This is a genomic window from Pontibacter burrus (assembly GCF_010686685.1).
Lineage (GTDB): Bacteria > Bacteroidota > Bacteroidia > Cytophagales > Hymenobacteraceae > Pontibacter > Pontibacter burrus.
In genome coordinates this window covers 594,586-613,141 of record NZ_JAAGWD010000001.1, presented here as the reverse complement: position 1 = coordinate 613,141, position 18,556 = coordinate 594,586, and the positions used below count along the sequence as shown (strand labels likewise).

The following is an 18,556-nucleotide window of genomic DNA, read 5'->3' as shown; positions in this document are numbered from 1 at the left end:
TATTTAAACGTATGCTTATAATTATTTGATATATAACCGCTTGCGTTTTTTATAACGGTCAAAACAATTTAGTAAACGAAACCGGTGAAGTCGCTTATATGCCAGCCCAGATGCGCTCTACAAACTGCAGGGCATTACGGTAAGCCAGCTGTTCCAACTGGTTTACATTCAGGCGTTCGCGTAGCCGGTTCAGAATATAACTATAGCTTACGCCGGCGTGCAACAGATCGGGAAAGTAGAATGGCAGGCGGCTGGCATCCTTCTCATCGGCAGTATAAAAATAATCCGCCCCAAAACAGATGTTGTTTTCTGCGCCATTGGCAAACCCATAGGCAATATGGTCCAGAATGGCATCGGGGTTATCAGTATTCAGGAAAGAGCGCAGGAAATTTACCCCGATCAGCCCTTGCCTGCGGATGATCTCCTGCACCAACTCATCGGGCAGGTTACGTTCGTGCTGCCACAGCGCCCTGAAATTGGAATGGCTGGCAATAACCGGTACATCCAGCTTTTCTTTATCTATATGCTCCAGAATATCAAAAGCCAGGGCATCGCTTGTATGCGACATGTCGATGGCGATTCGGCGGCCGTGCATGTAGTCGAGCAGCATCTTGCCATCGCGGGTAATGCCTTGCGTAGTTGCGTTTCCGCCGCCAAAGCGGTTTGCCAAACTATGGGTCATGCTGATGTAAAGCAGCTGGCCGGTATCTTCTATAATCTTTTCCAGCTTTTTAAAACCATCTTCCAGCGGCTCGTCCTCCTCACAAAAACCAGAGGCATTTTCGATGGCAGCCACCATACCGGTGGTATCAGCTTTCAGGGCCTGTTGCAACTCCTGTATATTCTTGACCGGTGTAAGGCAATTGTCGGCTTCGGCCAGCAACTTGTAGGCTTCGCTCTGCTTTTTGGAGTAAACGGTACTACCCGCTTTGGTGGGGCAGTAAATTGCCATTACCTGTAGTTTTACATTCCCCTGTGTAAGCGATGGCAGTGCGCAGCCAATTTCGTCTATGTTGTCCTGCATGGCACCCGGCACATCGGTCAGGTATACCAGCAGGTCGCAGTGCAGGTCTATAATGGGTAAAGTGGCAGGTGTTTGCATGGTGTGTCGTTTCGCTTTATTACGGTTAATTAACAGGTTTGTGTCTGGTGCTTTTAAGGTAGGCAATTTCAGCTATTTCTGGAGCTGCCAGGCTGGTATAAGCAACTATAGTCCGTACCTGCCAACTATAGAAATAAATAAAACTGCCTGCGCAAATTATACAGACAGTAACCAGTGCGGCAAAACTCAAAATATTTATAACTTTGATTAGGGATGCCGGTTTCATAACTTTGCACCCTCATTACAGATTAGAAAAATGAAAGTTGTAAATATAACATTTAAGTTTGCTGACGGCTCTCCGGACCAGATGCACCCTGCCGTAGAAGGGGAATCGATACTGGATGTAGCCCTGAACAACGACATAAAACTACAGCATAACTGTGGTGGCGTGTGCGGCTGCAGCACCTGCCACGTGTACATAGAAGCCGGCATGGATGACCTGCCAGAGATTTCTGACAAAGAAGAAGATTACATTGACCGTGCCATAGACCCGCGCATTAACTCCCGGCTGGGTTGCCAGTGTGTGGTGCAGGGCAACGAAGATGTTGTAGTAACCATACCACCTCAGGATTTCCTGGGCCACTAATAACAGTTGCCAGTTAGCAGTAAACAGTTACCAGACTATAGTTAAGAATGAAATTTGTTTACTGCCAGCTGCTTATTGTTTCCTGTAAATTGTTAACTGATTACTGAAAAAGATATGAGCTACGAGCCACCAATACACTGGAACGATTACGAAGACATAGCCATGGCGCTTTATGAGAAGTTCGGTGATGACTTCAATGAATCAAAGATTTACCGCATCCGCTTTACCGAACTGCTGGACTGGGTACTGTCGCTGCCTAACTTTGCAGGCACACGCGAACAGGCCAACGAAGGCCACCTGGAGCAAATTCAGGCTGCCTGGGTTTACGAATGGCGCGACAACCAGGACTAGTACATAAAACCGTGCTGGCTATATAAATATTAAATATTTTCTATACATTTAAAGGTTCTTATTTAAGAACCTTTTTTTGTTTTCAAAGCTTATGTCGATCACTCAAACAGACCTTTCCCGCATTAATACTTTTATTTTTGATGTGGATGGCGTACTGACCGATGGTTTTCTATATGTGTTTGCCGACGGCGAACAGGTGCGCGCTTTCAACATCAAAGATGGTTTTGCCATTAAACATGCCATCCGGCAGGGGTACCGTGTAGCCATTATTTCCGGGAAGAACGAACCGGGCGTACGTAATCGCCTGGAAGACCTTGGTATTGAGGATATTTACCTGGGCGCTGAAGATAAAGTAGAGGTTTTTGAAGATTACCTGTACCTGCAGGGCATCCATCCGGCTACAGTAGCTTACATGGGCGACGACATGCCGGACCTGGAAGTAATGCAGCGCTGCGGCCTGCGCGCCTGCCCTGCTGATGCAGCCGACGATATCCGGGAAATCAGCACGTTCATAGCTACCAAAGACGGCGGCAAAGGCGCTGTCAGAGAACTGATTGAGCAGATCATGAAAGCACAGGATACGTGGTAAAACCAGACTTAGACTTTTTTTAGATTAAAAGGCAAAATTTTTATTATCTAAAGTTGTATATATATAAATTAATTTTATCTTTACATCAATTTTATTTTATTACAATAATTAATTCTTTATGAAAACAGGAAAAGTAAAGTTCTTTATTGAGTCTAAAGGTTTTGGTTTTATCACTGAAGACGAAACAAATGAAGATTTCTTTGTGCATGTAACCGGCCTGAATGGGTTGCAGATCCAGCAGAACGACCGCGTAACGTTTGATACGCAGGAAGGCAAGAAAGGAATCAATGCTGTAAACGTGAAAAGAATCTAATTACGGATATACTTTACAGTTACAGAAAAAGCTCCTGCTCCCCGCAGGAGCTTTTTTTATGGTTGCGCACCTGCTTTTGTGCATCAGGCTTATGTGGCGTACCTTTGCACTAACTATAGTTACTGTTTGTGAGAGCATTTTTAAACCTTATCCGTTTCCCGAACCTGATCCTGATTATACTGAGCCAGGCATTAGCACAGGCATGCCTGCTGTCTGGTAACATAAACTGGGGCAGGGTGCTGGAGCCAGGGTTTTTGTTGCTGTCGCTTTCCACGGTTCTTATTGCAGCGGCCGGCTACATCATCAACGATTATTATGATGTGAAGATAGACGCCATTAACAAACCCGGGCGATTAGTGGTAGGTACAGCCATCCGGCGCAGGCCAGCTATGTTTACACACCTGGTATTTTCTGTGATAGGGGTATTACTTGGGTTCTGGCTGTCTATCCCTGTTGGTCTTATCAACCTGGGAGCTGTGCTGCTGCTCTGGGGCTACTCGGCAAGGCTTAAAAAACTGCCCCTGGTTGGTAACGTGGTAGTGGCGCTTTTATCGGCCAGCATGCTGCTGATTGTAGCAGTGTACGCCGACACCCTGAACCGGATTACGCTGGGCTATGCGCTGTTTGCCTTCCTGATCTCGTTGATAAGGGAAATTATAAAGGACATGGAAGACATGAAGGGCGATGCTTCCTTTGATTGCCGGACCCTGCCAATTGTAATGGGTATCCGGAATGCGAAGCTGGTACTTTACCCGATTATTGCGATTTTTCTTGTGTTTTTGCTGGTAGTGGTGGTGCATCCGCGCACGATACTATGGCTTGATGTGTACATGCTGCTTCTGGTGCTGGCTCCCGCCATCTGGCTAACTATAAAACTGGCCCGCGCAGACCGCAAACGCGACTTTACCTACCTCAGCAACCTGAATAAATTCATAATGCTTACGGGCATACTCTCTATGCTGCTGGTGTAACAAAAAACGCCCGACCTTTGCAGACCGGGCGTTTTCCTAACTATAAATCGGCAGATTATTTAACTATAAAGCGCATGGCAGCGGCGTCGTTTCCTTTCACCACTTTTATAATGTACAGGCCTTTGCCCATTTTGTGCGTATCAATGGTTGTAAGACCGCTTACTTTTGATGCACTGTAAACCGTACGGCCCAGCATATCCACAATCTGCACATCGGCATTGCGCACCTGCCCTAAGTCTAGGTTTACTGTGCCTTCAGAAACAGTTGGGTAAGCCATAATACGCGTATTCTCTATCATATCATCAATACCTGTTGTAGACGATACTTTAACCAGTTCCAGGTTATCGGCCATAATGTTCAGGTCGTTGCGCTCTAACTGCAGGCGGTAACTGTAGCGGCCAGCCTGTGTAAACGTAGCCCTGATGATGATGGAATAATCTTTTAACGGAGCACCTTCTGCCGCGCCGATGTATCCAATGCCTTCTTCATTAAAGGTAAGTGGCTTAAAATCAGGCGTTGTCGGGCTATTTCTGTCTGGGTCAATAGTGTAATGCATTGTGATGTACTGGCGCTGCTCCGGATTTTCAAGTTTTATGCGGATGGCCATCACCTCACCGGCTCTGTCGCGTGCATCTACAAACAGGTCATAGAATATTTCCTGGTTCACTACCACATTCACATCCGGGTTATCAAGCGTACTATTTATTCCAGGCTCATTAACGGCCTGGCTAAATCCTGCCAGTGGTAATAGTATAAATGCAAAAAGAGCAATTTGAGCACGTAGAAGTTTTTTCATGGTTTAATGAATATTTAAACTATAAAAAGTGGTTATAAATTTTTAGTTTTATTAGCTTGTAGTAAACCTTATACGGTAAAATTTTTTTTTGGCTATATAACCATATCATTTTATAGCAATAGCAAGATAACACGCTGTGTGTGAAGCCTGATTTTTACTGGCTGCCATGCTAAACTATAGTTACAACTATAAGTAAACACCTAGTAACAAGACAGTGTCAGAGTTAGAAAACGGCACCTTATGAGCAATAGCAAATTAATGGCAGAACAATTCAGGAGGCTGGTATCAAACCCCACTAAGTTCCGGCTGTTTATGCTCTACAAGCTGCCTATGGCTTATATAGCCGGCCTGCGCGTAACTGCACTTACCAACGAGCGGGCTGCTGTAACTATAGCCTACAAGTACCTGAACAAAAACCCGTTTAATTCTATCTATTTTGCCTGCCTGAGCATGGCTGCCGAGCTCTCTACCGGGGTGCTCTGTATGATGCACACTTACAAGGCGGACCCGGCCGTATCGATGCTGGTAGTGCACATGGACGCTGACTTTACCAAAAAAGCCGTGGGCAAAATAACATTCAGATGTGAAGACGGTCGCCGGATACATGAGGCAGCTGAAGAGACAAAGCGCACCGGAGAAGGTGTAACCGTAATAGCGACCAGCCTGGGAACAGATGAAAAGGGCGATATTGTAGCAGAGTTCAGGTTTACCTGGTCGCTGAAGGCAAAGAGCAAGCTAACGGCATAAGCACTGCTGCCATAAATACCCTTTTTCCTATTTTTGTTGCTGACCAAACAATTACCTTTAAGGTATTTACTTAACTATTCTCCCGAACATGATGAAGAAACTACTCTTTATGGCTTTGGCTGTTACTCTTTTTACTGCCAGCTGTACCGAAACCACAACCGAAACACAGCAAACCGCAACCCCGGCCGAAGTGGAAACCACTGGGGTAACCAATGTTGCTGCCGACTCTGCCGCAATGGAAGCCGAACTGGACAAGGCAACCCTCGAGATCGAGCGCGCGCAAGCTGAAGTTGACTCTTTATTAAGTGAGATCTAAAAGCCGGAACTATGAACAAGAATAACATCTATGCCTGGGCACTAACTATAGCTCTTAGCTTGAGTGGCGCTTTACCAGCTGCATTTGCACAGGGCAACAGCAATAATAACAAGGAAGCTGCTAGCCAGGGCAAACCCGAGAAAGCTGATGATAAAGCTAACCGCGAACACAACCGCCCGCAGCGCCTGCGCGACATGGTGAAAGAGCAAAAGGAGAAAGGAAAGGCTGAAAACGAAAAGAACAAAGAAAAAAATAACGGCCAGCACAAGCCAGAGAAAGCCGATAAAGAAAACAATGGCAAGGCCTATGGTAAAAACAAAGGCGAGCTGAGCGGACGCGAATTCGGGCAAGCCAGAGCGGCATCGGCTAAACTGAACAGCCAGCAGAAACACCAGGTGCTGCAAGAGACAGTAACCAACGGCGATGAAAAAGTAACCGAAGCAAGAGGCCGCCTGAGCCGTGCCCTGGAAGAACTGGAGCGCCGCAGAAAAGCCGGCACCATTACCGATGCCGAGTACAACGAGAAAAAGGCAACAGCAACCCGAACCGAAAAAGCGATTCAAACCCTGGAAGAGAAGTTGAACGCCGCCAAAGTACTGGTTTCGGTTCCGGTAGTGGAGTAAACTATAGTTCCCCTTAATATGCTACTCCTGCTATCAACTATAGTTAGCTTGTATAGCAGGAGTAGAATTCTTTTTTAACTATAGTAGCGTGCATATACAATAGACTACAATGAAGAACGCAGAGATAGTACTTGGAGCCATTGCCCTGATAGCTCTCATGCTCAACTCGCTACTGGCGCCATTTGGTAACCTACTGACAGTATTATCTATATCAGCAATTTCGGTACTTTACATGTACTTAAGTTTTGCACTCTTTAACCGCCTACGCCTAAGACATATCTTTAAGAAAGACTCCTATAATGGCATTAGCACCATGAGAATTGTAGGAGCTGTTCTGACTGGGCTTGCTCTCTCAATAACGCTGATTGGAATACTTTTCAAGTTTCAGGCATGGCCTGGTGCAACTATAAATTTAGGCGTTGGACTGTCTGGACTCGTGATTGCTTTACTAGTTGGGGCAGTGAAATATACCAGGTCTAAGTCAGACTACTACACAAAAATATTCAAGCGCATTGCGGTTTACGGTGGAATTGGGCTGATTATGTTACTGCTTCCGGAAGAGACTTGGTTAGAATTTAAGTACAGAAATCATCCGGACTATGTTAAAGCAGTTAAAAAAGCAATGGCAGAATCGGACAACCAAGAATTATGGGACAAAGCGGAAGAAGAACGACGGAAAATGAACATGGGAAAGTAAAAACACGTGTTCCAACATTGCACCTTGATGCTCATCCATCAGTCAAGTAAGTACTTCAGACACAATAACAACTATAGACTAACAAACTTATAAACCAGAAAATTGAAGAAAGCACTTATTCTTTTCGCCATCCTGTTTACCTCGGTAACTGCATCTTTCAGCCAGACAAAGCAAGTAGAGCCCAAAGGAGTCTATAAAGAGATAGAAGTTGCCAAACACAACAGGGCAGTTGAAATTTTGCACGGAAGTGACGCAAGCGCGAAGCAACAACTCATCGACAGCATCCTATTAAGCCCGAATGACTATAACCCGCCTGTTTTATATGCCCTATCAAGGGAGTTGTTTTTGCAGGACAAGAAGGAGCAGGCTGCATTTTGGTTTTATGTTGCGCAGCTAAGAGCACGATATGATGCCAACCGTTGTGCAGACAAAACAGCTACGCAAGGAGTAATCATTCTGAACAACACATATGGCCCCGATATAAACAAGTTTGCCTTCACCGATCTTGTATTTCTCGAATCAACGGTAGAGAAAGTAGTAAGCTTTGTAAAGGAAAATGAAGAGAACTACGACCCAAGGTGGCTGAACCTGCACGGAATGGGAGCTTTTATAAACGAAAAGGACGCAGCACTAAGCAAGCCAAAAGAGACGTGGGCAAAAATCAAAACCCAGACCATCAACGACTACCACACCGGATTTAAAGATTACCTGAAGTCTGTCAAAAAGTAGTTTAACGATGCTATTACGCCGGCCTGACCAAGAAAACTAAAAAATTGACTTCCTCAGCTATGAAACGAACTCTTCTGGCACTGCTGGTCCTTTTACCGCTTTCTGTTTTGGGGCAGGTGCCGGGAAAGCCAAACCTGCTGCCCTCAAAAGAGTGGATTGCGTTTCAGTGGGAAGGTGCAAGTTTAGGTAAGAGATACTTTGACAAAGCCTTCATGCAAGTGCCCTTTCAAATCGGTTCTCTGCCGCATCGTTTTACAGTGCAATTCGATTTAGGTGCGACCAGTTCAATGGTCTATGGTAACTCTATTGCTCCGTATCTGCTTGCTTACCCGGAGCTTTCTAGCAAGTTAGACACACTCCATAAACCACACAGGATTCAGAATGTGCAGTACGGCAGCTTTAAAGACATTACAATTCATCTGGATAATACGCCCTTTAAGCTTAAGGAATTGATGTACTTTGAAGGTTTTGGTAAGCCTCTGACAGCGGACTCTGTTAACTCGCCCACTGAGAAGCACATCGGTACGTTAGGCGCCTCATTTTTCAGAAACAAGGTACTCATCATAGATTATCCGAATCAAAAGCTGATTGTTATCGATTCCCTTGACTCGGAAACAGAAAAACGGTTTGATTTTTTGCAATGCAGGATGGAGAAAGGCAGGGTGAAAATTCCACTTACCATTGGCAACAAAACCCATTGGGCAATGTTCGACACAGGGTCAAGTATATTCCCTTTGGTTACTGGTAAAAAACATTTCAGAAAATTAACCGATGCCGCCATCACCGATACCTTAGCTGTATCCTCCTGGGGCGAGAATTACCCTGCTATAGGAAGAAAAACAAAGCAACCCATAAAAGTAGGTTCAGCTATAGTTTCAGAGCAGCCAATGGTTTACCTGATGCCCAATTTCAGAAGGTTTTTCAAAGAAGAAAAGATGATAGGCCTTACTGGCAATGCCTTGTTTCTGGAAAACGTGGTAGCGGTCGATTTTAAAAACGGGAAGTTTGGCATCTTGAGAGAATAACAGGGCGCATGTCAGGGCCCGGACTTATGGAAGGACTTCTGGGTGAGAACTCCGATTAAAGTGAACTATCACAGCAATAGCAACTACAAATTCAGATCAGTACTTAAAGCAGTATGAGAAAGGTAATCTTAGATTTGGCCGTAACCCTGGACGGGTACATTGAAGGCCCCAACGGAGAGATTGACTGGTGCATTATGGACGAGGACATGGACTTTGAAGGGTTTCTTTCAGGTATCGATACCATATTCTATGGCAGGGTCAGCTATGACGCATGGGGAAACTATGAGCCGGATACAAATGCAGACGAAGCAGAGAAAGCGCTTTGGGCAACTGTGCACGCTAAAAAGAAAGTTGTTTTCTCTGGCAAGGCACAGCAAGACAGCAATGTAACTTATATCACGTCTAACATACCCGAGAAGGTTGATGAAATTAAGCAACAAACGGGTAAGGATATCTGGTTATATGGTGGGTCAAAACTGATCACATCTTTCATCCATCATGGGTTGATTGACATCTACAGGATTTCCGTTCACCCGACAGTGCTGGGAGAAGGCAAGCCCCTGTTTCAGAATCTGAAAGAAAGGATAAACCTTAACCTGACAGAAGTAAAAAGATTCAGGTCTGGAGTTGTTCAGCTTATTTATGAGCACAAACTATAGCAAATAAGTATTGAACTGTATAACTATAGTTCTTGTAGCCTGATAAACTCCGGATAAGCGGAAAAGCACATTTATACTGCTACCTACTGGCAACTATAGCCAAACCCGCTATATTTGCAGCTTTAAAGCAAGCTTACACTTTTGGAACCCACAACTAAAAAAAATATAGTCATATTCGCTTCCGGCTCGGGGAGCAATGCGCAGCGCCTGCTCGAGCACTTTGAGCACCACCCCGCCATACGTGTGGCCGCTCTGTTCTCTAACAACCCGAAAGCGTATGCCCTAAAAAGAGCCGAGACCTTCCACGTCCCGGCTCTTTTGTTTTCCAGAGATGAGTTTTATAACTCTGATAAGGTACTGGAGCAGGTAAAGTCCTTTAACCCGGATCTTATAGTTTTGGCCGGCTTTCTGTGGCTGGTGCCTCAAAACCTGCTGCACGCTTTCCCGGATAAGATCATTAACATTCACCCTGCACTGCTACCCAAATATGGTGGCAAAGGCATGCACGGTATTAACGTACACACTGCTGTACTGCAGGCCGGGGAGGCGCAGTCGGGTATAACGATACACCGCGTAAACGAAGAGTACGACAAAGGTGAGTTTATACTGCAGGAGTTTTGCCCGGTGCACCCTGAAGATACCCCGGAAGAATTAGCGGCCCGCGTACTACAATTAGAGCACAAATACCTACCAGAGATAGTAGAAAAACTGCTGTTAGAGAAAAAATAAACTATAGAAATCAAAAATCAACCCATACCCATGCAACCAGTTCAAATTAAATCAGCGCTTATTTCGGTTTACTACAAAGACCGCCTGGAGCCACTTGTAGAGCTCCTGAAGCAGCACAACGTAACTATATATTCTACAGGCGGCACGCAGGCTTTCCTGGAAGAGCAAGGCGCTGAAGTAATAGCCGTAGAAGACCTGACAGATTATCCATCTATCTTCGGTGGTCGTGTAAAAACGCTTCACCCAAAAGTGTTTGGTGGCATCCTGCATCGCCGCGATAATGAAGGCGATCTTGCTGAAAGAGCTCAATACGAGATTCCGCCAATCGACCTGGTTATAGTTGACCTTTACCCTTTCGAGGAAACCGTAGCATCCGGTGCTTCCGAAGCTGAAATTATTGAAAAGATAGACATTGGTGGTATTTCGCTTATCCGTGCCGCTGCCAAGAACTTTAAAGATGTGCTGATTGTGTCGTCGCGTGAGCAGTATGATGAAGTAGTTACCTTACTGCAGAAGAGGAACGGGGCAACCAACCTGGAAGACCGCAAGCGCTTTGCAGCCAAGGCATTTGATGTGTCGTCGCATTATGATACGCATATCTTCAACTACCTGAATGCAGGCAACGAAGAGCAGCCTTTCAAGCAAAGTGTACGTGAGGCAACGCCATTGCGCTATGGCGAAAACCCACACCAGAAAGGTACCTTCTATGGCAAGCTGGACGAGCTTTTTGAGCAACTGAATGGCAAGCAGCTTTCTTACAACAATCTGGTAGACGTTGACGCCGCTGTTGCCCTGGCTGCTGAGTTCGAAGAGCCGGTTGTAGCTATCCTGAAGCATACGAACGCCTGCGGTTGCGCCACCGGCGAAACTATAAAAGACGCATATCTGGCCGCTCTGTCCTCTGACCCGGTATCTGCTTTTGGTGGCGTTATCATCGCGAACAGAACGATAGATTTAGCTGCGGCTGAAGAGCTGAATAAGCTGTTCTTTGAAGTGTTGATCGCTCCTGCGTTTGATGATGATGCCCTGGAACTGCTGAAGACCAAGAAAAACCGCATCTTACTGAAGCAGAACAATGTAGAGCTGCCAAAGAAACTATTCAAGACTTTGCTGAATGGCGTAATTGAGCAGGACAAAGACTTAGCAACAGAAACGGAAGCAGACTTTAAAACTGCCACCAAACGCGAGCCTACTGCCGAGGAGAAAAAAGCACTGGTATTTGCAGCTAAAGTTTGCAAGCATACCAAGTCTAACACTATAGTTTTAGCCACAGACAAAATGATGTTCTCAAGCGGTGTAGGCCAGACGTCACGTGTTGATGCACTGCGCCAGGCTATTGAGAAAGCAAAAAGCTTTGGCTTTGATGTGAGTAAAACAGTTATGGCCTCCGATGCCTTCTTCCCGTTCCCGGACTGTGTGGAGATTGCTGATAAAGCAGGAATTAAAGCGGTCGTACAGCCAGGTGGTTCCATCAAAGACCAGGATTCTATCGATTACTGCGATGCCCACAACATGGCCATGGTTATGACCGGCGTTCGCCATTTCAAGCATTAATCAGAATTATAGTTTAAGAATAGCAAATCCCTGGTTATAATCTGACCGGGGATTTTTTGTTGGCCTGGTGAGTAATCATCTGAACTGCAGATTAAGGGAGATTACCTCACCCAACCCTCTCCTAAGAACAGGAGAGGGAGTTTATAGCGATAGTTTTATAGTTGCAGCAGTAAATATTTTGCTAGCGTAAGTTTGCAGCAACCCGTACCTAACGATGGGGTTGAATTTGTAACTCAACTGGCCTGAAAGGTTATCTGAATCAGGATTTACAGGATGAATGGATGTTCAGGATTTGGGCTTTTGTTATAGTTGACAACTATAGTTCTATAGTTCCTGTTAGTCATCCCCCTACCCCCTTCAAAGGGGGACTTTTCTGCCTTCGCTATAGTTTAGACAAAAGTTCTATAGTTGGTAATTAACCCACCCCTACCCCTCCCAAGAGGGGAATTTCCGCCAGCTATAGTTTATACAATCGTGCTATAGTTACAGACCACGAGCAGGCAGGCGCAGCCTGCCCCTCGGAACTATAATCACGAGAAAGCCACAGAACTATAGCTCATCAAGCTATAAACAAACTATAGCTATCGAAGGATCTCAGTCTTTGGGTTGAGCGCCTTTGACTTGTTGCGGTGGCGCAGCCAATCCGACGCAGCGAGGATAGCAAGAAGGCAGCAGCGCGATGCCCGAAGACGGGGCCTCGCGGCCGTGAGCGCACCAATGCCTGATTGGAACGATAGGTGAGTAAAGCTCCCAGGATAAGGGTAACTATGAAAGAAACGGCTTGTGGCAAGTGGCAAGTAGCAACTATAGTTAGCTATAGAAAATATAAGATCCTTCACAGCTACGCTGACTCTTTTTGACTCTCGTCTCAAGAATGCTCAGGATGACAAAGAAGAAACTATAGGCTGCGATAAATTTCTCACTAAAGCTCGAAATGACAAGTTTAAACTATAAATCAAACTAAAAATAAAATTCTATTTACAATTTCAATTTACCCCTAAACTTGCCGTTATGCTTCTGAAACACAGCATCAGAGCCTCATCTTTTAAATTAAATTGTAAAAAGCAAGCAGTACTGCAACCGCACATTATAAATTCTGTTTAAAATCACTAATTTTGCGCCGGGTTTTAACCCAATAATTATAGTATATTTGAAATATAACAAGGGCAACCGCACGCCCGCACATATACAGAATGGGACTTTTTAATTTTTTCTCCAGCGATATAGCCATTGACCTGGGTACAGCCAATACCCTAATCATCCATAACGACAAGATTGTGGTAGATGAGCCTTCCATTATTGCAGTGGACAGGACAACTGGTAAAGTGCTGGCAATCGGCCGGCAAGCGATGCAAATGCACGAAAAAACCCACGAAAACATCAAGACTATTCGTCCGCTGAAAGACGGTGTTATTGCCGACTTCCACGCTGCCGAAGAAATGATTCGTGGCATGATCCGCATGATCGATACGGGCCGTCGTTTGTTCCAACCTTCGCACCGCATGGTAATTTGTATTCCGTCGGGTATTACTGAAGTGGAGAAACGTGCCGTACGCGACTCGGCGCAGCACGCAGGTGCTAAAGAAGTTTGGATGATACAGGAGCCAATGGCTGCTGCCATCGGTATTGGCATTGACGTGGAGCAACCGATCGGTTCTATGATCGTGGATATCGGAGGTGGTACCACAGAAATTGCTGTAGTGGCCCTGTCTGGTATAGTTTGCGATCAGTCCATCCGCGTGGCTGGTGATGTGTTTACCAAAGACATTCTGGATTACATGCGCCGCCAGCACAACCTGCTGATAGGTGAGCGTTCGGCTGAGAAGATCAAGATTGAAGTAGGTGCCGCTCTGACAGAACTGGAGAATCCGCCTGCTGATTATGAGATTCGTGGCCGCGACCTGATGACTGGTATCCCTAAAGTTATTAAGGTAACATACCAGGAGATTGCCATTGCACTGGATAAATCAGTTTCCAAGATAGAAGAAGCAGTACTGAAGGCACTGGAGATCGCTCCGCCGGAACTATCAGCTGACATTTACGATAACGGTATTCACCTGACAGGTGGTGGCGCGCTGTTACGTGGTTTCGATAAGCGACTTGCTGCTAAAACCAAGCTGCCTATACACATTGCTGAAGATCCGTTAAGAGCGGTTGTACGTGGTACAGGAGCTGCCATTAAAAACATCGAAGGCTTCAAAAACGTCCTGCTGACGTAACAAAGCTGCATGCGGAATCTTTTTGCGTTTATTTACCGGTTCCGTGCGTTCCTGGTTTTTGTACTGCTGGAAGCGCTGTGCATTTACCTGATCGTGCAATACAACACGTATCAGGGAGCAGCCTTCTTTAACTCTGCCAACAGGTATGTAGGCCGTGTGCTCGAGTTCCAGAGCGGCGTTACCGACTATTTTAACCTGGCAACTGTAAACAGCACACTGGCACAGGAAAATGCCTTGCTGCGCGAAGAAGTGTTAAAGTACAGGCAGGCTAATTTGACAGACAGCATCAGTCAGATGGATACTACGCTGCTGGTAGCAACAGACTCGGCAACTGTACATCCGTTCAGTCTGCATGCAGGCCGTGTGATCAACAACTCGGTACGCCGCAACAACAACTATCTCACGCTCTCTATTGGCACAGAAGACGGTGTAGAGCCGGGGATGGGTGTTATTGCGCCAAACGGAGTAGTTGGTCGGGTTAAAACGGTTTCGGCTAAGTATTCTACGGTTACATCGTTGCTGCATTCGCAGATGCTGATCTCGGCCAAAATTAAAAAGAACAACACGATGGGTACCATTAAGTGGCTGGGTGGCGATTACCGCACTGCCATTCTGGACTATATACCGTTGCATGTGCAGATGAGCAAAGGCGACACCGTGGTAACCAGCGGTTATAATACCGTTTTCCCGGAAGGAATTGTAGTTGGTACCATCAGTTCAATTGTCCGGGAAGCCGACAAGAGTTTTTATACTGTAAAAGTAAAGCTGGCTGTTGATTTTGCACAGCTGACTTATGTATACGTGGTAGAGAACAAACAAAAAGCAGAACGCGATAGCCTGGAGCTAAACGCAGGCATACTTCCAAATGAATAGCACCTTTGGCATACGACATATCGTGCAGTTCATCCTGTTTGTGGCACTGCAGATCCTCCTCCTGGACAACCTGGTACTGTTCAGCACAGGCTTTTGCTTTATTTATATAGCCTTCCTGCTGTTTTTACCTATCCATATAAACAAGGTACTCCTGTTGTTTCTTGGCTTTCTGGCAGGTTTCACGGTAGATGTGTTTTATGATACCATGGGAATACATGCTGCTGCGAGCGTACTATTAGCATTTTTACGCCCGCACATATTGAACCTTCTCACGCCCCGCGATGGTTACGATACCAATGATTCTGCTAACCTGCATGTAATGGGGTGGCGCTGGTTTCTGGCCTATGCATCTATACTTATTGCCGTTCATCACGCTGCTGTTTTCTCACTCGAGATCATCAGTTTTGATTGGTTTACATTGATCAAGGTCTTATTCAGCACACTTTTTACCGGGGTGGTTGTCGTGATACTTCAATTACTTTTCTTCTCTGTAAAAAGAGCGAAGAGATAGTACATGAATTACTTAGAAAACAGAAAATACGTAATACAGGCCATTTTTATAATGGTAGGCGTAGTGTTTGCCCTACGCCTGTTCTATATACAGGTAATAGACAGCAGCTACAAACAGGCCGCTGAAACAAACGCTATTAAAACTGTAATTCAGTACCCGTTCCGTGGTCTTATTTATGACCGGAACGGCAAGCTGCTGGTAGAAAACACTCCGGTGTACGACCTGATGGTGGTACCTAAGGAGACAAAGCAACTGGATACGCTTCGTTTAAGCAGCATCCTGAACCTGCCGCTGGAGGACGTGCGTGCGCGCCTTAAAAAAGCAAGAGCCTACTCTTATGTAAAACCCTCTATCTTTTACCAGAGGCTTACCACCGAAGATTTTGCCCATTTCCAGGATTACCTGATCGACTTTCCGGGCTTCTACATCAATGCCCGTACGGCGCGTGGCTATTCTCACTCCAGTCTGTCGCATGCTCTGGGCTATATTGCCGAGATCAGCCCGAGACAATTAGAAGATACGACTTACCAAGGTTACCGCCCCGGTGACTATATTGGTAAAAGCGGGCTGGAATTGGAATACGAAAATTACCTGATGGGGCAACGCGGCGTGAAGCATATTATGGTGAACGTGCGCGGCATTGAAAAAGGACCATTTAAAGACGGTGCTTACGATACGCTTTCGGTTGCCGGGCAAAACCTGTACAGCACTATAGACCTGGACCTGCAGGCATACGGCGAGTATTTAATGAATGGCGCAAAAGGCAGTATTGTAGCCATAGAGCCTGAAACCGGTGAGATTCTGGCATATGTTTCTGCTCCCTTCTATGACCCGAACCTGTTTACGGGCAAGGACTATGGCAAAAATTACATGCAACTGCTGCAGGACCCGGACAAAACAATGTTCAATCGCCCTATCATGGCCGATCAAAACCCGCCTGGCTCTATTTTTAAAGTGGTACAGGGGCTTATCGCGCTCGAAGAAGGGGTTATTACTGCCAACACACGGTTTGCCTGTAACAGGTCTCTTGTAAACTGCCACGCGCATCCGTCGCCACTCGATCTGCAAGGGGCGGTACAGCACTCCTGTAACCCGTGGTTTTACCAGGCATATAAGTTACTTATCAACCGCAATAAGTCTAAAAACACCTTTACCGATACTTCAATAGGTCTGAAAGAATGGCGCGACCATGCGCTTACATTCGGGTTTGGCAAGCAATTGGGTATAGACCTGCCAGGTGAGAAAAAGGGCATTATTGCCTCGCCAGAACTTTACGACCGCGTGTATGGCAAAAACCGCTGGAAGTATTCGACCATTTACTCTCTGAGTATAGGCCAGGGTGAGCTGGGCGTAACCCCGTTGCAGATGGCAAACCTGATGGCTATTATAGCAAACCGTGGTTATTATGTAACACCCCACCTTGTTAAGGCTGTTGGCAATAAAAATATGCCGCTAAAAGAGTATCAGGAAAAGCATTACACATCTGTAAGCCCCGAACATTATGAGCCGATTATAGCAGGTATGGAAGAAGCTGTACGGGCTGGTACGGGCCGTAGAGCTAATCTGACTAAATTAGGCATATCCGTTTGTGGTAAAACCGGTACAGCCCAAAACCCGCAAGGCGCAGACCATGCCGTGTTTGTAGCTTTTGCTCCTAAAGAGAACCCTAAAATTGCTATTGCTGTTTACGTGGAGCATGGGAAGTGGGGCGGCCAGGCGGCAGCTCCGATTGCGGGCCTGATGATGGAAAAATACCTGACTGACACAGTAACTATGAAAGATCAGGAGAAATGGGTACTTAGCCGCGAATACCTGAACTTAAGATCGAAGTAAGCGAATGCCAGTAGAACAAACTATACCCAAGTATAAAATTGCTACCCGTAGCAGCAGGCGCACCTCGCGTAACATCCTGGGCAATCTGGATTGGGTAACGGTGCTGCTTTACTTCCTGCTGGTGGGCCTGGGCTGGATGAACATTTATGCTGTAGTGTACAGCCCGGATAACGTGGTAAACATTTTCAGCTTCGATATTAACTCCGGTAAGCAGTTACTTTGGATAGGCACATCTGTTATACTGATAACCATGATGCTGGCCGTAGACTATAAAATCTATGAACATCTGGCTTATCCGATCTATGGCACTATTATACTATTGCTCCTTTTTACCCTGGCTGTTGCAAATCCTGTAGCTGGTTCACGATCGTGGCTTGAATTGGGGGGTGGTGTACGCCTGCAGCCAGCAGAGTTGGCTAAGTTTGCCACGGCACTGGCAGCCTCTAAATTCCTGAGCAATGTAAACCTGCGCCAGCAGAACATGAAAGACCAGATGGTTCTGGCACTCATTACCCTGCTGCCTCCTATCATTATAGTTCTCCAGAACGAGACGGGCTCTGCGCTTGTATTTGGAGCGTTTATCCTTGCTTATTTCCGCGAGGGTATGTCGCCGCTTATTCTCATCATAGGGGCGTCAGCGGCTGCTATTTTTATCCTTACCCTGCTTGTTCCTAAACTATACCTTATACTGGGCATAGCTGTGCTGATGGGTGGCGCGCTCTGGATGGATTACCGCCTGATGCGCCGTATTAAATCCATGATCGCGCTGTTTGTGTTGATCATAGGTATGATCTTTAGCGTGGATTACTTTATTAATGACGTACTGCAGCCGCACCAGCAGAACCGTATCAAGGCACTTATCAGCCCTGAAGCCGACCCGCTGGGCTATGGCTGGAACGTAACACAGTCTAAAATAGCAATTGGTTCGGGAGGTTTGTTAGGCAAAGGATTTCTAGAGGGTACGCAAACCAAGTTCGATTTCGTGCCAGAGCAAAGCACTGACTTTATTTTCTGTACCATTGGCGAAGAACATGGCTGGGTAGGCAGTACCATTTTAATTGTGCTTTTTCTGTTGCTGCTAACCCGTATTGTAAACATTGCAGAGCGCCAGAAGTCTGTTTTTGCACGTACTTACGGCTACTGTGTGGCTTCAATTATCTTCTTCCACTTCCTGGTAAACATTGGAATGACGATAGGCCTGGCACCGGTTGTGGGTATTCCGTTGCCGTTCTTCAGTTACGGAGGTTCGTCGCTATGGTCGTTTACTGTTTTGCTCTACATTCTCCTAGCTATAGATGCAAACCGGGCACAGGATCTTTCGAGGTAACAAACT

21 protein-coding genes are annotated in these 18,556 nt (G+C 46.0%); 19 read left to right on the top strand and 2 right to left on the bottom strand.

Going from position 1 to position 18,556, the window contains the following annotated elements; all coding sequences use genetic code 11:
• Positions 1-94: 94 nt before the first annotated feature.
• Positions 95-1,168 carry a dipeptidase gene (locus tag GXP69_RS02820; protein WP_317164555.1) on the bottom strand — a complete coding sequence of 358 codons (1,074 nt, stop codon included), beginning with the start codon at positions 1,166-1,168 and terminating at the stop codon, positions 95-97.
• A 190-nt stretch (positions 1,169-1,358) separates the two neighbouring features.
• Between GXP69_RS02820 and GXP69_RS02815 the strand changes: the two genes are divergently transcribed.
• From GXP69_RS02815 to GXP69_RS02795, 5 genes are all read left to right on the top strand, one after another.
• Positions 1,359-1,688: a 2Fe-2S iron-sulfur cluster-binding protein gene (locus GXP69_RS02815; RefSeq protein ID WP_163912117.1), complete on the top strand. Its 330-nt coding sequence runs from the start codon at positions 1,359-1,361 to the stop codon at positions 1,686-1,688.
• Between the two features lie 114 nt (positions 1,689-1,802).
• Positions 1,803-2,039, top strand: a complete 237-nt coding sequence (gene iscX, locus GXP69_RS02810; protein WP_163912113.1) for a Fe-S cluster assembly protein IscX — start codon at positions 1,803-1,805, stop codon at positions 2,037-2,039.
• 91 nt (positions 2,040-2,130) lie between these two features.
• Positions 2,131-2,628 (top strand): KdsC family phosphatase, encoded by a 498-nt coding sequence (locus GXP69_RS02805; RefSeq protein ID WP_163912110.1) that lies wholly within the window; start codon positions 2,131-2,133, stop codon positions 2,626-2,628.
• A gap of 118 nt (positions 2,629-2,746) precedes the next feature.
• Positions 2,747-2,941 (top strand): cold-shock protein, encoded by a 195-nt coding sequence (locus GXP69_RS02800; protein WP_163912107.1) that lies wholly within the window; start codon positions 2,747-2,749, stop codon positions 2,939-2,941.
• Between the two features lie 128 nt (positions 2,942-3,069).
• Positions 3,070-3,912, top strand: coding sequence for a geranylgeranylglycerol-phosphate geranylgeranyltransferase (locus GXP69_RS02795; protein WP_163912104.1), 843 nt, complete (start codon positions 3,070-3,072; stop codon positions 3,910-3,912).
• A 55-nt stretch (positions 3,913-3,967) separates the two neighbouring features.
• Here the strand turns inward: GXP69_RS02795 and GXP69_RS02790 are convergent, their stop codons facing one another.
• Positions 3,968-4,708, bottom strand: coding sequence for a T9SS type A sorting domain-containing protein (locus GXP69_RS02790; RefSeq protein ID WP_163912101.1), 741 nt, complete (start codon positions 4,706-4,708; stop codon positions 3,968-3,970).
• Between the two features lie 240 nt (positions 4,709-4,948).
• Between GXP69_RS02790 and GXP69_RS02785 the strand changes: the two genes are divergently transcribed.
• The 14 genes from GXP69_RS02785 (at position 4,949) to rodA (ending at position 18,550) form a co-directional block, all read left to right on the top strand.
• Positions 4,949-5,455 (top strand): PaaI family thioesterase, encoded by a 507-nt coding sequence (locus tag GXP69_RS02785; protein WP_235925536.1) that lies wholly within the window; start codon positions 4,949-4,951, stop codon positions 5,453-5,455.
• A gap of 88 nt (positions 5,456-5,543) precedes the next feature.
• Positions 5,544-5,771, top strand: a complete 228-nt coding sequence (locus GXP69_RS02780) for a hypothetical protein (RefSeq protein WP_163912098.1) — start codon at positions 5,544-5,546, stop codon at positions 5,769-5,771.
• A gap of 11 nt (positions 5,772-5,782) precedes the next feature.
• A complete protein-coding gene (locus tag GXP69_RS02775) occupies positions 5,783-6,394 on the top strand; it encodes a hypothetical protein (RefSeq protein ID WP_163912095.1) in 612 nt (203 codons plus the stop codon).
• Between the two features lie 109 nt (positions 6,395-6,503).
• Entirely contained in the window at positions 6,504-7,091 is a 588-nt protein-coding gene (locus tag GXP69_RS02770; protein WP_163912093.1) for a hypothetical protein, read from the top strand.
• Between the two features lie 102 nt (positions 7,092-7,193).
• Complete coding sequence (locus GXP69_RS02765; protein WP_163912089.1) at positions 7,194-7,820, top strand: hypothetical protein; 627 nt, start codon at positions 7,194-7,196, stop codon at positions 7,818-7,820.
• A 59-nt stretch (positions 7,821-7,879) separates the two neighbouring features.
• Positions 7,880-8,845 carry a hypothetical protein gene (locus tag GXP69_RS02760; RefSeq protein ID WP_163912086.1) on the top strand — a complete coding sequence of 322 codons (966 nt, stop codon included), beginning with the start codon at positions 7,880-7,882 and terminating at the stop codon, positions 8,843-8,845.
• 113 nt (positions 8,846-8,958) lie between these two features.
• Complete coding sequence (locus tag GXP69_RS02755; protein WP_163912084.1) at positions 8,959-9,504, top strand: dihydrofolate reductase family protein; 546 nt, start codon at positions 8,959-8,961, stop codon at positions 9,502-9,504.
• Positions 9,505-9,645: 141 nt separating this feature from the next.
• Entirely contained in the window at positions 9,646-10,233 is a 588-nt protein-coding gene (gene purN / locus GXP69_RS02750) for a phosphoribosylglycinamide formyltransferase (protein WP_163912081.1), read from the top strand.
• A 30-nt stretch (positions 10,234-10,263) separates the two neighbouring features.
• Positions 10,264-11,787: a bifunctional phosphoribosylaminoimidazolecarboxamide formyltransferase/IMP cyclohydrolase gene (gene purH, locus GXP69_RS02745; RefSeq protein ID WP_163912078.1), complete on the top strand. Its 1,524-nt coding sequence runs from the start codon at positions 10,264-10,266 to the stop codon at positions 11,785-11,787.
• A 1,193-nt stretch (positions 11,788-12,980) separates the two neighbouring features.
• Entirely contained in the window at positions 12,981-14,006 is a 1,026-nt protein-coding gene (locus GXP69_RS02740) for a rod shape-determining protein (protein WP_163912075.1), read from the top strand.
• A gap of 9 nt (positions 14,007-14,015) precedes the next feature.
• Complete coding sequence (gene mreC, locus GXP69_RS02735; RefSeq protein ID WP_163912072.1) at positions 14,016-14,879, top strand: rod shape-determining protein MreC; 864 nt, start codon at positions 14,016-14,018, stop codon at positions 14,877-14,879.
• On the top strand, positions 14,872-15,390 hold the full coding sequence (locus GXP69_RS02730; protein WP_163912069.1) for a hypothetical protein: 519 nt from the start codon (positions 14,872-14,874) through the stop codon (positions 15,388-15,390). Before mreC ends, GXP69_RS02730 begins: the two co-directional genes overlap by 8 nt.
• A 3-nt stretch (positions 15,391-15,393) precedes the next feature.
• Positions 15,394-17,223 carry a penicillin-binding protein 2 gene (gene mrdA, locus GXP69_RS02725; RefSeq protein ID WP_163912066.1) on the top strand — a complete coding sequence of 610 codons (1,830 nt, stop codon included), beginning with the start codon at positions 15,394-15,396 and terminating at the stop codon, positions 17,221-17,223.
• Positions 17,224-17,227: 4 nt separating this feature from the next.
• Entirely contained in the window at positions 17,228-18,550 is a 1,323-nt protein-coding gene (gene rodA, locus GXP69_RS02720) for a rod shape-determining protein RodA (RefSeq protein WP_163912063.1), read from the top strand.
• Positions 18,551-18,556: the final 6 nt, after the last annotated feature.